General features: G+C 55.3%; 13 protein-coding genes. 10 read left to right on the forward strand and 3 right to left on the reverse strand.

Features of this window, described 5'->3' with window-relative positions; genetic code table 11:
• The first annotated feature begins 295 nt into the window (after nucleotides 1-295).
• From B5E84_RS16770 to B5E84_RS16785, 4 genes are all read left to right on the forward strand, one after another.
• Complete coding sequence (locus tag B5E84_RS16770; RefSeq protein ID WP_087224930.1) at nucleotides 296-1,573, forward strand: SLC13 family permease; 1,278 nt, start codon at nucleotides 296-298, stop codon at nucleotides 1,571-1,573.
• A 48-nt stretch (nucleotides 1,574-1,621) separates the two neighbouring features.
• Nucleotides 1,622-2,596, forward strand: coding sequence for a mannonate dehydratase (locus B5E84_RS16775; RefSeq protein ID WP_087224933.1), 975 nt, complete (start codon nucleotides 1,622-1,624; stop codon nucleotides 2,594-2,596).
• A 48-nt stretch (nucleotides 2,597-2,644) separates the two neighbouring features.
• Nucleotides 2,645-3,925: an SLC13 family permease gene (locus B5E84_RS16780; RefSeq protein ID WP_087224936.1), complete on the forward strand. Its 1,281-nt coding sequence runs from the start codon at nucleotides 2,645-2,647 to the stop codon at nucleotides 3,923-3,925.
• 61 nt (nucleotides 3,926-3,986) lie between these two features.
• Entirely contained in the window at nucleotides 3,987-4,835 is an 849-nt protein-coding gene (locus tag B5E84_RS16785) for an MBL fold metallo-hydrolase (RefSeq protein WP_087224939.1), read from the forward strand.
• Between the two features lie 129 nt (nucleotides 4,836-4,964).
• Here the strand turns inward: B5E84_RS16785 and B5E84_RS16790 are convergent, their stop codons facing one another.
• Genes B5E84_RS16790 through B5E84_RS16800 form a run of 3 tightly spaced genes read right to left on the reverse strand, consistent with a single transcriptional unit; the run spans nucleotide 4,965 to nucleotide 8,801 of the window.
• Entirely contained in the window at nucleotides 4,965-6,341 is a 1,377-nt protein-coding gene (locus B5E84_RS16790; protein ID WP_242963420.1) for an MATE family efflux transporter, read from the reverse strand.
• A 2-nt stretch (nucleotides 6,342-6,343) separates the two neighbouring features.
• Complete coding sequence (locus B5E84_RS16795) at nucleotides 6,344-7,495, reverse strand: mandelate racemase/muconate lactonizing enzyme family protein (protein ID WP_087224945.1); 1,152 nt, start codon at nucleotides 7,493-7,495, stop codon at nucleotides 6,344-6,346.
• 34 nt (nucleotides 7,496-7,529) lie between these two features.
• Nucleotides 7,530-8,801, reverse strand: coding sequence for an SLC13 family permease (locus B5E84_RS16800; protein WP_162612884.1), 1,272 nt, complete (start codon nucleotides 8,799-8,801; stop codon nucleotides 7,530-7,532).
• A gap of 165 nt (nucleotides 8,802-8,966) precedes the next feature.
• Here B5E84_RS16800 and B5E84_RS16805 point away from each other — a divergent pair, with 165 nt between their 5' ends.
• The 6 genes from B5E84_RS16805 (at nucleotide 8,967) to glnA (ending at nucleotide 15,123) form a co-directional block, all read left to right on the forward strand.
• Nucleotides 8,967-9,887 (forward strand): LysR family transcriptional regulator, encoded by a 921-nt coding sequence (locus B5E84_RS16805; protein WP_087224951.1) that lies wholly within the window; start codon nucleotides 8,967-8,969, stop codon nucleotides 9,885-9,887.
• Nucleotides 9,888-9,902: 15 nt separating this feature from the next.
• Nucleotides 9,903-10,805: a LysR family transcriptional regulator gene (locus B5E84_RS16810; RefSeq protein ID WP_087224954.1), complete on the forward strand. Its 903-nt coding sequence runs from the start codon at nucleotides 9,903-9,905 to the stop codon at nucleotides 10,803-10,805.
• A gap of 98 nt (nucleotides 10,806-10,903) precedes the next feature.
• Nucleotides 10,904-11,275 (forward strand): ArsR/SmtB family transcription factor, encoded by a 372-nt coding sequence (locus tag B5E84_RS16815; protein ID WP_330374291.1) that lies wholly within the window; start codon nucleotides 10,904-10,906, stop codon nucleotides 11,273-11,275.
• A 27-nt stretch (nucleotides 11,276-11,302) separates the two neighbouring features.
• A complete protein-coding gene (locus B5E84_RS16820) occupies nucleotides 11,303-11,527 on the forward strand; it encodes a cation transporter (RefSeq protein ID WP_087224957.1) in 225 nt (74 codons plus the stop codon).
• 38 nt (nucleotides 11,528-11,565) lie between these two features.
• A complete protein-coding gene (locus B5E84_RS16825; protein ID WP_087224960.1) occupies nucleotides 11,566-13,506 on the forward strand; it encodes a heavy metal translocating P-type ATPase in 1,941 nt (646 codons plus the stop codon).
• Between the two features lie 279 nt (nucleotides 13,507-13,785).
• Nucleotides 13,786-15,123 (forward strand): type I glutamate--ammonia ligase, encoded by a 1,338-nt coding sequence (gene glnA, locus B5E84_RS16830; RefSeq protein WP_087224963.1) that lies wholly within the window; start codon nucleotides 13,786-13,788, stop codon nucleotides 15,121-15,123.
• The last annotated feature ends 16 nt before the right edge of the window (nucleotides 15,124-15,139 follow it).

Below are 15,139 nucleotides of genomic sequence, written 5' to 3' on the forward strand. Positions count from 1 at the left end.
ATTTTATACCCTTTTGACGGGTTAATTGAGTGATGTTATGGCTGCATGGATCAATTTTCAGATTCATGGTACTGTTATCAATTCAGATACTGTTCCGTGAATAATTTAGGTTAAATATAATATATTTCATTATACAATAAAAAACAAAAGATTTCTATTTTAGATAAAAAATAACAAAATAATTATTAATTTTACAAATAGTACACAAAAAGATTCCATTATACAATAAAAAGCAAGAAATACGGAGTGCACGCCGGATCAGTTACAAATACGTGAAAGTAGGAGGTAGGAGTTTGTGGAGCTTTATATTGTATTAGGGATCATGGCGTTCATGATTTTTGGATTCTTTTTGAACAAGTGGCCGTTTGGAATTACTACGATGATCTGCTGTATTGCCCTGGTAGTGACGGGGGTATATGGCGTGAAAGACGCGTTTTCCGGCTTTTCCAGTCAGAATCTCATTTTGCTGGCGCCGATGTTTGCCATGAGCGCCGCTTTTGGAAAGACAAGCCTGCTGACCAAAATCCAGAACCGGATGATTGATCTGAAAGGAAAGAGCGGACTGGCCCTGTTGATTGCCATGTACGCCATTATCATTCTGCTGGCAGCGTTTCTTCCCACCACGGCGATGATGACGATTATGCTGATGTTTCTCATGGCTCTGGGGGATACGGGAGATATTACGCCGGCCAGAATGACGATCCCGATCCTGGCGATGATCAGCATTTGGGGAACTAAACTTCCCATCGGTATGGGAGCGACTTCCTATATTACTTTGAATGCCTTTTATGAGGGCATGGCGGCGGATGAGAGGCAGCTTCTCACCATTCTGGATCAGTTCAAGGTGTCGGTGATTCCCTGTACGGTATGTACGCTGTACTGTCTGTTTGCCTACAAGCTGATGCCAAATGACACTTATGACGCGACGAAACTGAAAAGCGTCAAGGAGAAGGAAGCGATTCCGAAACGGGATGAGACGATCATCTACGCCGCTTTCGCGGTGGTAATGGTATCCCTGTTTTTCAGCAAGGCCCTGGGAGACATCATGTATGTGATGCCGGCTATCGGAATTGTGGTGCTGCTGCTGACAAAAGCCATGTCGGTGAAAGAGGTTACCACTGCTATGACTCAGGACGCGGTGTGGATGATCGCCGGCGTGCTGGTGATGGCAGATGCCCTGGGAGACACAGGGGCGGGGGAAATGATCGGAAGTATGATTTTAAAGGTATTGGGCGGAAATCCCAGCGGTCTTACGGTGATGGTGGTGTTTGCCCTGGTGACGGTGTTAATGACCACCTTTATGTCCAATACAGCTACGAGAAACGTACTGGTGCCCATCGCGGCCAGCACTTGCCTGGCGGCTGGCTGGGACCCCAGAGGGGTAGTGCTGATTGTGGCCTTCTGCGCCAATGTGGCAATCGCGTTCCCGTCCGGATCTCCGGCCTGCGGAATCGCTTACGCGGCCGGCGGCTATAAGATTTCAAAGACCTTAAAGTTTACCCTGCCGTTTATCGTGCTGGCAATCGTTTCTGTCGTGCTCAGTGCCAGCCTGTTTTTCCCGATCACAGGTTAGACAGGCGGAGAGCGGGATGGATAAACACAGAAAGAGAGGAGACAAAAGATGTCAATGAGACCACAGATGCCTGTCCGCACAGCGGACCGGGACGAGACGCTTTCTTTTATCAGACAGATGGGAGTGGAAAATGTCAGTCTGATGCTAAAGCCGGAGGAGCTGACCTATGATCAGGTGGCAGCGCAGCAGGAGAGGCTGGCGAAATTCGGGCTGACGGTGTCAGACGCAGCCTGCAACGAGCTGCAGAAGAACAAGAGCATTCATTTAAACCTTCCTGACCGGGATCAGCAGATCGACCGTTTTAACCATATGCTCCGTGTGCTGGGAAAGGCGAAAATTCCCTTTACTTCCATAGCCTGGCAGCCCAATGGAATTTTAAGGACCAGCCATCAGGTGGGAAAGCACACCAGAGGAGGCATTTCCGCCTTCTGCGACCAGAATGAAATCCTGGCAAGGCCGGACGCGGAGGAGCGGAGCTACGGGGAAACGGAGATCTGGGATAATTTCCAGTATTTTCTGGACCGGGTGATTCCAGTGGCGGAGGAGACAGGGGTCCGGATGGCCCTGCATCCCAATGACCCGCCTTTAGCCTGTATGGCGGGAATTCCCAGCCTGATCTACAATTCGGAGTGCTACCGGAAAGCCTTTGCCATGGCCCACGGCAGCCGGGCTCTGGGGATGAAACTGTGCGTGGGCTGCTGGCTGGAGGCGGGAGATGCCTTTGGCGACCTGATGAAGGATATTGAGGAGTTTTGCGGGGACGATCGGATTCTCTGCGTCCATTTCCGGAACGTGGACAGCCCCCTGCCGGTCTTTGAGGAGACACTGGCGGAGGACGGCTACGGGGATATGTACGGCATTATGAAACAGCTGGTGGCCTGCGGATGCGACGCGGTGATCTCCATCGACCACGGGTTCCGGCCCATGGAGGGCTTTGGCGGCATGGCGGGCTCCTTCGCCTACCCCACCGGCTTTATGAAAGGGCTGATGTGGGCCGCTGAACGGGAGCTTGGCAAGCGTTAAGAAAAAGGGGTATGAGAATAAAAACGATCCGATAAAGGGGGACATTTTATGGAACTGTATATCACTGTGGCGATCCTCGCGTTTATGATCATTATGTTTGTGCTCCAGAAGGTGCCCATGGGAGTGACTACCATGACCTGCTGCACCCTGCTGGCGGCCTTCGGGATTCTGACTCCGTCAGAGGCCTTTTCCGGGTTCACCAACGAGAGCATTATCCTGGTAGCGCCCATGATGGCGTTAAGCTCGGCCATTACCAAAACCAGCATTATTCCCAGTGTGCGCCGGAAGGTGGACGAGCTGGGCTCCAAAACGGGAATGGCTCTGATCGTGTTCTTTTATATTATCGTCATCGCCTTCGTGCAGTTTATTCCGGCGACGGCTACCTTCTCGATTATGGTGGTATTCTTGGCTACCTTAAGTGACGAGGGAGAGGTGACACCCAGCCGCCTGCTGATGCCGATGTTGGGAATCAGCTGTATCTGGAAGGGATACATTCCCATCGGCATGGGAGCTACCAACTTCGCCACGGTCAACGCCCGCTATTCCAATATCATCACGGAGGAGGCATACCTGCTCCAGATGTTTGACAAGTTCAAGGTGGGGGCGCTGCCGGTAATCTGCCTGACCATCTACTGCCTTATCGCCTGGAAACTCCTTCCGAGGAAGGGAAACGTATCCACCAAGGGTTTAAAGGATGTAAAGGATACCCCCACTCTCCCGAAGGCTCAGGAAACGCTGGTCTACGTAGTGTTTGTAGCGGTGATGGCAGTGCTTGTGCTCAATAAGTGGACGGGAAAGCTGATGTACATAGCGCCTGCGGCCGGCGTTCTGGCCCTTATCTACGGCAAGGCCCTGAAGGTGCCGGAGGTGACGAAGGCAATGACGGCGGATATGATCTTTCTCATGGCCGGCGTTCTGGGCGTGGCCTCTGCCATGACCAAATCCGGGGCCGGAGATCTGATCGGAACGGCGATCTTAAACGTTCTGGGCGGACATCCCAGCTCCATGGCAGTCATGTTCCTGTTCTCGGCAGTGTGCATCGGAATGACCACCGTCATGTCCAACTCGGCGACCCAGAACATCCTTTACACCGTGGCAGCTACCGTCTGCCTGGCGGGAAACTGGGATCCCAGAGGCATTATGCTGATCATTTCCATCGCCAACGTGATTTCCCTGGGCTTTCCGTCGGGAGCCGCGGAGACGGCCCTCATTTACGCCGCCGGAAATTATAAAGTGTCCCAGGTGGCGAAGTTTACCATTCCTTATATTATAATTGCCGTGGTGACCATCGCGGTCTCCGCTAATTTCTTCTATCCTATTTACGGATGACTGCCGGAAAATTTATAATGATCCTAAAAACAGATAAAGAAATAGAAAGGAACGATTGATTATGGAAAAAATTTTTTATTACGCCCCCACCGGAGACCGCCTGAGCAATAAATCCATGGCCACCCATTGGGAACACGCCATTCCGGCGTACCGCAACGCCCCCCACGTCTGGAACGTGGGCGGGCAGGACAATGTGGCGGTGTTTCTTCTGGACACGGGAGACGGGCTGATTCTCTTTGATACCGGGTTAAATGAGGAAGTGTTTTACCTGGTGATCGACCGGATCTGGAGAGCGGGCTTTGATCCCATGGACATCAAGAAGATCTTTCTCACCCACTGGCATGGGGATCACTCCAGCTGTGCCCGCCTGCTCCACGAGATGACCGGCTGTGAAATCTGGCTGTCCAAGCGGGACGAGGTGGAGCACCAGCGGTTTGCGGATTCTGATTTTCCCATGCGGGTGCGGCCCTACACCGTCACCAATTTCTATGAGGACGAGAACCCCGTCCGCATGGGGAATTTTGAGATCAGAACCCGCCTGGTTCCGGGGCATACCCCTGGCTGTACCGCCTTTTTCTTCGAGGATACGGACGAGGAGACGGGAAAAACCTATAAGGTGGCCCTCCACGGCGGTCTGGGAGTCAATCCCATGATGAAACCGGAGCGTCTGGCCCAGGACGGTTATCCGGAGGAGCAGGCCCACACCTTCGTCCGCGACTGCTACGAGCTGGCGAAACTGCCGGTGGACATCGCCCTGGCCAGCCATTTAAACCAGGCGAATATCCTTCCCAACATTCCGAAAGACCCCAGAGATTACTCCGTGTTTGTGGCGGATTACGCCTGGGGGGATGTGCTCATCAACCGGGCCGACGCGGTGAAGGAGTTTTATCCGGAGGTTTACGGGAAATAATTCAGATGAAATCGAGGACGTAAAATAAGATAAACTGCCGCCCGGCGCGTTTTTAGTGAGAGCGCGCCGGGCGGCAGTTTGTTATATCTGGGAAACTGCGTTCCCCGTGAAAGGTTTCGCCAAAATGTTTCAGGAAAGCTCCGGTTCATGGGAGGCGTCATGGATCCATTTGCCGCTTAACAGGCGCCGGATGCACCATATGGATTTGATGGCGTAGTCCGCCCGCAGGCACAGCATGGTCAGCCAGGCGGGCCAGTGAAGGAGCAGGCCGCCCACAGCTCCCAGAGGGATGGAGACCAGCCACATAAACAGGATGTCGGCCCGCATGAGAAACCGGGTGTCGCCTCCGCCCCGCAGCACGCCTTTTGTCATAACAGACTGGACAGCCTGGAAAAACACGATGATCACGTAGGCGTGCATCAGCTGCCGGGTAACGGTGACGGTCTCTGGCTCCAGAGAGTAAATGGAAATGGTGGCCGGCCCGATAAAGTAAATCAGCAGGGCTGAGATCCCTCCGAAAATGAGGCTCAGAAGATAGAAGGTCTCTCCCTGAATCAGGGCCAGCTCTTTCTTTCCCGCCCCGATGGTGTTGCCGGTGATGATGCCGGAGGCGTTGGAGACGCCCTGGATCACCACCGTACAGAGCCGGTCGATCACCTGGCAGATGGCGTTTCCGGCTACCACGGCCGCTCCCATATGTCCCAGGACGATGCTGACGATGTTGCCGCCCAGGCCCAGCAGGGAATCGCTCACCAGGACAGGAGCGCCCAGCCGGAAATACTGGCGGTAAAAGGCTCTGGATGGGGATTTGAGCAGGTGCTTTAGCCGGAATTCCAGCCGTTTGTCCAGGACAAGGACGTACAGGAAGGTGGCGATAAACTCCGACAGTCTTGCGATCAGGGTCCCCAGGGCGGCCCCGGCGATTTCCATCCGGGGCGCTCCGAATTTGCCGAAGATAAAGACGTAGTTGGCAAACAGGTTGACCACAAAGGAGATGATGGAGACCACAAGCCCCAGCCGGGGCTGTCCCACGGAGCGCATGAGCTGCGCCGTCACCAGGCTGGTGCCGTGGATGATAAAAATAAAGGCGGTAATGCGCAGATACCTGGCGCCCTGGAAGATGACGTCCGCCTCCGGGGTGTAGATGGCCATAATCTGCGTGGGAAATAAAAGGGTCAGCACCGAGAAAACAATGGAAAGGACCAGGGACAGCCGGATGGCCATACTGAAGGTTTCCCGGACCCGGTCCCGGTCCCCGGCGCCCCAGTACTGGGCCGCCAGGACGCTGGAACCGCCGATGATTCCCATGCAGAATATGGTAAAAAAGTTGTAGTACTGGTTGGCCAGGCTGGAGGCGGATAGCTGGATTTCCCCGAAGGAGCCGAGCATCATGGTGTCCAGCATATTTACCCCCATATTGATGGCCTGCTGCAAGGCTACCGGCAGCATGATGGAAAGCACGGAGCAGTAGAACTGCCGGTCTTTTACAAAGGTGACCTTCCTCATGGTCACATAATGTGCGGGGCGCCGTCCATGGTGTACGCCCTGCTGGATTTTAAGTTGACGCGGCTCCAGACGACAGCTTCACAGGATTTTAAGAATTCGTAGTTTAAGTCCATGCCCCAGCCAGGCTTGTCATTGGGAGTGATAAAGCCGTCCCGGACGCGGAGCACCTCGGTGCACAGATCGGCGTCCATTCCCTCCTCTCTGGGCTCGTTTTCCAGATAGGTGGTGTTGTAGGTGCTCATGCAGAAGTGGACGTTGATGCAGTTGGCCAGGGAGCTTAAGGGGTTGTGGGGGCTGAGCAGCCGGAAACTGGGCTCTGCCATAGCCGCGATCTTCCTCATGCCGGTGATGCCGCCGCAGAGGAGAATATCTGGCTGCAAAATGTCCACAGCGTGGAGCTGAATCAGCTTTTCATAGGTATAAATGTCAAAAATCTGCTCTCCGGTGGCCAGGGGCACGTTTAAGCCCTGGGCCATTTCCGCCCAGTTGTCCAGGTTGTCGGGGCGGATCGGCTCCTCCACAAAGAAGGGGCGGTAGGGCTCCAAGAGCTGACAGACCCGTCTGCCCTGGGCCGGCTCGTAGATCTTGCTCTGCATATCAATTCCAATCTCAAAGTCATCGCCCAGCTCAGCGCGCATTCCCTCAAACATTTCCACTAATTCACGCTCGGAGGAGCCTACCGGGTAATAGCCCAGGCTCCCCACGGCGGTTTTGCAGGCCTTATAGCCGTAGGTTTCGATTTTGGGCATCAGGCTGTCCAGGGCCTCTCTGCTGTTTTTTCCCCGCGTGTGGCAGTAGACGGGCACCTTGTCCCGGACAGCTCCTAAGAGCTTATAGACCGGCAGGCCGGCGATTTTTCCCGCAATGTCCCAGAGGGCTAAGTCGATGGCGCTGGCCGCGGTGTAGAGGACGGAGCCGCCGTTGAAACGGGAGTAGTTGAGGATCCGTTTCTGGATCCGCTCTCGGTCCAGAGGGTCCATGCCCACCACCCATTCGGACACGTATTTGACCATTTCCATGACGGCCACGTCCGCGCCTACGCAGAACAGCTCGCCGACACCGTGAATGCCCTCGTCGGTGTCGATGCGGACGAAATTAAAATTTCTCCACTGGGTGGTGTGAACGGAATACGTGGTGATTTCTGTGATTTTCATATGCAATACCTCTCTTTCCTTTCAGATAACGCCGTTAGATGGGATACCGGATGTACGCCATTACAAGAACGGCGATTCCGTACAGCACCCACAGGGGCAGACACGCCAGAAATACAGTTTTGATCTTATAGCCGCCGGAACCGAAGGCAATGGCGATGGAGGGGGAGGACATGGGCGTGAGCATGGCTCCCGTAGTGCCGCAGGAGATGGCCAGAACCAGGGCGCGGGGGTCGAACCCTCTGCTTACCGCGGTCATGATGGCCAGGGGCACCAGCACGTTGTAGGTGGCGGTGTTGCTCATGATCTGGGTGAGGGACGCGCCTACAATATAGAAAGCGATCAGGACGGCCAGAGGAGACGGGTTTCCTCCCAGGATTCCCACAATGCCGTTTGCCACGATGTCGGCGGCTCCCGTTTTCTGCATGGCGGTGGACAGGCAGAGAAGGCCGGCTAACATCAGGATGGTGTCCACCTGGAGGGCTTTTTTCACATCCTTCATGTCAATGGCTCCCAGCGCTCCCAGGGCCAGGTCGGCGATAATGGGGATGATGTACATGGGGAAGGGCAGAAACTGGTTAAAGGCGATGGCGACCATGGTGAGGAGAAAGACGGTGAAAATGGTTTTCTCCGTTTTCGGATCGCAGCCGTTTTCTACTTTTGCCGTTTTCAGCTTGCTGGAATCAATGGTGTTGCTGGGAAACAGTTTCCAGCCGAAGAACGCCATATAAAAGAAGGCGATCAGGGCCGGGATGAACACCACCAGAGATTTATCAAACATGGATACCCGCTCGGCAGCGCCGTTGGCCTCCAGAAAGGCGTTGGCCTGGACGAAATAGGTGAGGCCGGCGCCCACAGGGAGCATACACTGGGAGGCGTGGGAGACCACGGCTCCGGGGTAGAGCAGGTTGGACGGCTGTACCGGGCTGTCGCTGTCTAAGGCAGCCGTCAGGGGGAGCAGCATACTGATAACTCCCAGGGGGCTGACCAGCTGGGTCAGCAGGATAGCGCCTAAAAGATACAGAAATACGATGGACTTTCCGCTGCTGCCGTGTCCCATGATCCATTCCCGAACCCGTTTGACCAGGCTGGTTTTGCTCAGGGAACCGGCCAGCACGAACATGGCTGCCACCATGACGACGTTGGAGCTGGCAAAATTGGCATAGGCCTCGTCAAAGGACAGCACGCCCGTAGCGCACAGAAAGGTGGCGCAGGCCATGCCGATAAAGCCGAAATTACATTTGCCGCTTAAAAACATGACTACTACGACGAGCAGAGTGCCTAATGTCAGAGTTAATTCCATACTCATTCTTATTACCTCCATTATTCATAATCATAACTCATACATTGTGCATTGTTTTTATTTTACCGGCAAAATTAATGTTATAATCAGTATAAAATACCAGGGCTAAATTGACAAACACTCTTTGTTTATGTAAATTATAAGTAATTTTTATGATTATTGGAGGGGATTATGGACATTACGCAGCAGCAGTACATCGTAGCGCTGGCGGAGGCGGGCTCTGTGACGGGGGCGGCGCGGATGCTGGGAGTGTCCCAGCCGGCCATCAGCAGCTGGCTGAAGACGATTGAGGAGCAGCTGGGGATCCAGTTGGTGGTCCGTTCGAAGAAAAAGGTGATTCTCACGCCGGCGGGAGAAATCTACCTGGAGGGGGCGCGCCGGATGATTGAGATTCGCAGCCAGACGTACCGCAAGATCACCAGACTCACAGGGGAGGGCGGGGGACAGATCCGCATTACCGGAACGCCAAACGGCGGAGCGCGGATCTTTTCCGCCCTTTTTCAAAAGTTCCGGGAACTGTATCCCACCGTTACCCTGCAATTTCTGGAGAGCTACAACAGCGGTTCCATCCGGATGGTGGAAACGGGAGAGGCGGACATCGGGATCGGCTCTGCCCTCAGCGTGGAGTCGGACACGCTGGAATACATCTGCACCGGAAAACGGGAGCTGGTTTTGATGGTTCCCGCCGGGTTTCCGCTGTCCTATGACGCCTCCGGGCTGAAAAAGGACGAGGAATTTCCCACCGCGGATTTAAGGGCGTTTCAGGAGGTGCCGTTTATCATGCCCGGCCCGGAAATGTCCTACTATGCCGGGGCGAAAGAGCTGTTTCGGGAGGCGGGATTTGAACCGCAGGTGATTTTTCAAAGCTCTAATGTGAATGTTATCTATGACATGGTGCGCAACGGAAATGGGGCCGGGATCCTTTCCCGAAAGCTGTTTTCTCCTCTGGATCCCGTATCCCCCTTTTCGTTTCAGCCGAAATTTTACCATTATTCCGCCTGTTTTTACCGGAAAGGGCGGGAGCTGACGGAGGCGGAAACGTATGTGGTGAATTTTATCCGGAATTTTGTTGTAGGGTCTGGCGCGTATTGACGGGAGGAGCGGAGTATGGATGTAAGGCTTTTGGAATATATGCTGGTATTGGAACGGCTGGGCAGCGTTTCCGCGGCCGCGGAGGAAATCCACATTTCCCAGTCGGCTTTGAGCCAGAGCCTGGCCCGGTTGGAAAAGAGTCTTCACACACAGCTGTTTGTCCGGGCAAACCGGAAACTGACTCCCACCCCGGCAGGAAAGGTGTATCTGGACGGAGCCAGGCAGATGCTGGCGGTAAAGAGGGAAACTTATGAAAAGCTGGAAAACCTGATCCGCATGGAACGCAATCAGGTTCGGATTGCCATCTGCGATCAGGTTTATGCCGTGTCGGGAGCCGGGATTTTAGCAGAGATGAAACGGCGGTTTCCCAGCGTCCATTTTCAGTTTCTGCCGGTGGACTCCGGGGTGATCCCGGAATATTTGGACAGCGAGCTGGTGGATTTTGCTGTCTTTTGCGAAAACGGGCCGCCGGCGGCCGCTCTGTGCTGCAGGCCGCTGTTTCGGGAGAGGCTGGCGTTAGCTGTGCCGGAGTCCGCGGCATGGGAGGGACGGGAGATCGACAGAAAGGCCCTTCTCTCCAATGCCTTTATCTATCCGGAGCGGGGAACGTTTCTGTATCGCCTTGTGCGTCAGGCTCTGAAAGGACAGGGGCTTATTTTCGGAGACGTTTACAACGCCGGGAATGTGTCGGAAATGAAAATGCTGGCAGGCCATGGGTACGGCGCGGCGCTTTTGCCGGAGCGGGCCACTACCCTTTTGGCGGAGTGCAGGATCTACCCATGGAAACCGGAGGTGTCTTACAATGTGGTGTACGCCGTTCCGGTTTCCCAGAAGGACAGCTCTCTGGCGGGAATGCTCTATGAAACCCTGCGTCAGTGTCTGGAGTCCCGGGAACGCCTGGAAAGAACAGAAAAATAAAAAATCCGCCCATCCCCTCTTGACATTCCCTCAATAAGTGCTAATATAAACATATGAACAGTCATTCATATGAAAAACAAACCAAAGGAGGCAAACCCATGGCGTACAGGATGAACGACCCGGAGATCGAGCAGTGTGATTTTATCCATGTCCACGAGGAGATTGTGAAACGGGTGACGAAGGCGATGCCGGACGAGGATCAGCTGATGGATCTGGCGGACTTTTTTAAGGTGTTCGCGGATTCCACCAGGATTAAGATTTTGTATGTGCTCAGCCAGGCGGAGATGTGCGTCTGCGACATCGCGAACCTGCTTCAGATGGGGCAGTCGGCGATTTCCCATCAGCTGCGGGTGTTAAAGCAGATGCGGCTGGTAAAGTACCGCAGGGACGGAAAGACCGTGTTTTATTCGCTGGCGGACAGCCATATTGAGACCATTTTAGCCCAGGGAATGGAGCACATTGAGGAATAGAAAGAGACGGAAAGGAGAAGTTTCAGTATGAAGAAGATCGTAAAATTGGAGGGACTCTGCTGCGCAAACTGCGCCGCGAAGATTGAGGACGGAGTGAAAAAGCTGCCGGGCGTGAAGGAGGCGACGTTGAGCTTTATGACTCAGAGGCTGGTGATGGAGGTCGAGGACGGCAGAGAGGACGAGGTGATCGCTGCGGCCAGAAAAGTGGCGGATAAGATCGAGCCGGAAGCAGAGTTTCGGGTGGTTCGCTGACGGAAAACAGGCAGTGAGATGGAAGGAGACAGCAGGTTATGACAAAAAAGCAGAAAAAAATGGTGTTCCGTCTGGCGGCCAGCGCGGTGTTTCTGGTGTGCGGAATCGCTTTGGAGGACAGGGGGAGCTGGGCCTGGATTCCCTTTATCCTGTCCTATCTGGCAGCGGGCTATGACATTCCCCTGAAGGCCCTGCGCAATATCAGCAAGGGCCAGGTGTTTGACGAGAATTTTCTGATGACGGTGGCCACCTTTGGGGCCATCGCGGTGGGGGCGCTGGAGGAGGCCGTGGCGGTTATGCTCTTTTATCAGCTGGGCGAGCTGTTTAACGACTACGCCGTAGGCCGGTCCCGCCAGTCCATCGCGGCCCTCATGGACATCAATCCGGAGTATGCCAACCTTCTGCGGGACGGCAAAGAGGAACAGGTGGATCCCTACGAGGTGGAGGTGGATGACATCATCCTCGTAAAGCCGGGGGAGAAGGTGCCCCTGGACGGAGTGGTTTCCAAAGGAAACTCCAGTCTGGACACGAAGGCCCTTACGGGAGAGTCCATGCCGGTGGACGTGAAGGAGGGGGACGCCATTGTCAGCGGCTCCATCAACCTCACCGGCGCGCTGGAGGTGCGGGTCACGAAACTGTTTGACGATTCCACCGTGGCCAAGATCCTGGAGCTGGTGGAAAATGCCAGCTCCCGCAAGGCCAGGGCGGAGAACTTCATCACCCGTTTCGCCAGGGTGTATACCCCCATTGTGGTGGTCCTGGCGGTGATTTTGGCGGTGGTGCCGCCGCTGTTTACGGGAAACTGGGGGGTGTGGATCTACCGGGCCTGCAGCTTTTTGGTGGTGTCCTGTCCCTGCGCCCTGGTGATCTCCGTGCCTTTGAGCTTTTTTGGCGGCCTGGGGGCGGCGTCCAGACAGGGTATCCTCTTAAAGGGCAGCAACTATCTGGAGGCGGTGTCCTACATGGATACGGTGGTCTTTGACAAGACAGGGACTCTTACCACAGGGAAATTCCAAGTGGCGGAGGTGGTTCCGGCGGACGGTTCCGCTGCCGGAAAAACGGTGGATATGGCTGGCGGAAATGGGGAAAGAGCGGCGGATTCCCAGGGGAACGGCGCGGATACCCCGGCGGCCCGCCTGCTGCGGGCGGCGGCCTTTGCGGAGCGCCATTCCAACCATCCCATCGCCGTCTCCCTGCGGGAGGCTTACGGCAGAGAGATCGACCAGTCCCAGGTAGCCGAGACGAGAGAACTGGCCGGAAAGGGAATCTGCTCCGCCATCATGGAAAACGGGGAGTGGAAAACGGTTTACGTGGGCAACCGGAAACTGATGGAGGAGCAGGGAATCTCCATTTCCAGCCAGCCCTCCAGGATGGGAACCACCCTTTATGTGGCGGAGGAAGGCCGGTATCTGGGATGCGTGGTGATTTCCGACACCATCCGCCAGGACACGAAGGCCGCGGTGGCCAGCCTGCGCCAGGCGGGTGTGCGCCGTATGGTCATGCTCACCGGCGACCGGGAGGAGACGGGAAAGGCTGTGGCGGCGGAAATCGGCCTGGACGAGGTTTACGGCGGCCTGCTCCCCGGGGACAAGGTGGATAAGGTGGAGGAGCTGTTAAAGACAAAGCGGGAGGGCACGACCCTGGGCTTTGTGGGAGACGGCATCAATGACGCCCCCGTTCTCTCTCGGGCAGATGTGGGCATCGCCATGGGCGGCATCGGCTCCGACGCGGCGGTGGAGGCGGCGGACATGGTGATTATGACCGACGAGCCCTCAAAGATCGTGGATGCCATCGCCATCGCCAGGAAGACGGTGGGGATCGTGAAACAGAACATCGTGTTCGCCATCGGCGTGAAGGTGCTGGTGCTGCTCCTTACGGCCGCCGGTTTCGCCACCATGTGGGCCGCTGTGTTCGGCGACGTGGGCGTATCTGTGCTGGCGATCTTAAACGCCATGCGCGCCCTGCAATACCGGAAATAGACGGAAAAAACGTGCCGGAAACTGAGGCAGGAACTGAAAAAGAAACAAAAAGGAAACGGGAAACCGCCTGCGGGGGAGAAAATTCTCTGCGGGCGGTTTTCGTCTCTGTTTCCGTTTTCCTAGGCCGGAAGGGGTGGAAACCGGCGGTATTTCCAGGCATTTCTAGGCTTTTCCGGTGGGGAGCGGCGATACGTTCTTTATTTACATTTAAAATCCGTTGTGTTAGAATGAGACATAATCGAGCCGGGAGACGGCAGCAGGCAGAGAAAGGAAGTAGCGATGAGCAGATACACGAAGGAAGATATTTTCCGCATAGTCGAGGAGGAGGACGTGGAATTCATACGCCTCCAGTTTACGGATATTTTCGGGATGATAAAGAATGTGGCGGTGACGGTCAGCCAGCTGGAGCGGGCGCTGAACAACCAGTGTATGTTCGACGGCTCCGCCATCGAGGGGTTTGTGCGGATCGAGGAGTCGGATATGTACCTGTATCCCGATCTGGATACCTTTGAAATTTTCCCCTGGAGGCCTCAGCAGGGCAAGGTGGCGCGTTTTATCTGCGACGTGCACTATCCTGGCGGTGAGCCTTTTGATGGGGATCCCCGGTATGTGTTAAAAAAGGTGATGAAGAAGGCGAAGGATATGGGCTACACCTTCCTGGCCGGCCCGGAGTGCGAATTCTTCCTTTTTCACACCGACGAGGAGGGAAATCCCACCACGGTGACCCATGAGAAAGCGGGGTATTTCGACGTGGGGCCACTGGATTTTGTGGAGAATGTGCGCAGGGATATTGTGCTCTGCCTGGAGGATATGGGCTTTGACGTGGAGGCGTCCCACCATGAGCTGGCCCCGGCCCAGCACGAGGTGGATCTTCAGTACCAGGAGGGGCTGCGGACGGCGGACGACGTGACCACCTTTAAGATGACGGTGAAAAACGTGGCCAAGCGTCACGGCCTTCACGCCACCTTTATGCCCAAGCCCCAGGAAGGCGTAAATGGCTCCGGAATGCACATCAATATGTCCCTGACGGACGGCATGGGAAGGAATCTGTTTGAGGATAAGGACGATCCGGCGGGCCTGAGCACCTTAGCGTACCAGTTTATGGCGGGGATTCTCTACCATATGAAGGAGATGGTGCTTTTGACGAACCCTCTGGTAAACTCCTATAAGCGGCTGATTCCGGGCTATGACGCCCCCAATTACATCGCCTGGTCCATCCACTCCAACCGCAGCGCCCTGATCCGCATTCCCAGCGCCAGGGGCTACAATACCAGGGTGGAGCTGCGCTGTCCCGACTCCTCCGCCAACCCCTATCTGGCCCTGGCCGCCTGTCTGGCTGCCGGTCTGGACGGGATTGAGAAACAGATGACGCCGCCCCCCAGCGTCAACCGGAACATCTACGCCATGAGCCGGGAGGAAAAAGAGGCGGCCGGCATCGAGGCCCTTCCGGAGACGTTAAAGGAGGCCATGAATTTCTTTGAGGCCAGCGACTTTATGAAAGAGGTGCTGGGCGAGCACATTTTCACCAAGTACCTGGAGGCGAAGGAACGGGAGTGGAAGGCCTTCCGCGCCCATGTGACAGACTGGGAAGTGGGAGAATACCTGTATAAATATTGATGGAAACGGTGGGGAC

Origin of the sequence: Lachnoclostridium sp. An14, assembly GCF_002160755.1 — a bacterium.
Taxonomy (GTDB): Bacteria; Bacillota; Clostridia; order Lachnospirales; family Lachnospiraceae; genus Lachnoclostridium_A.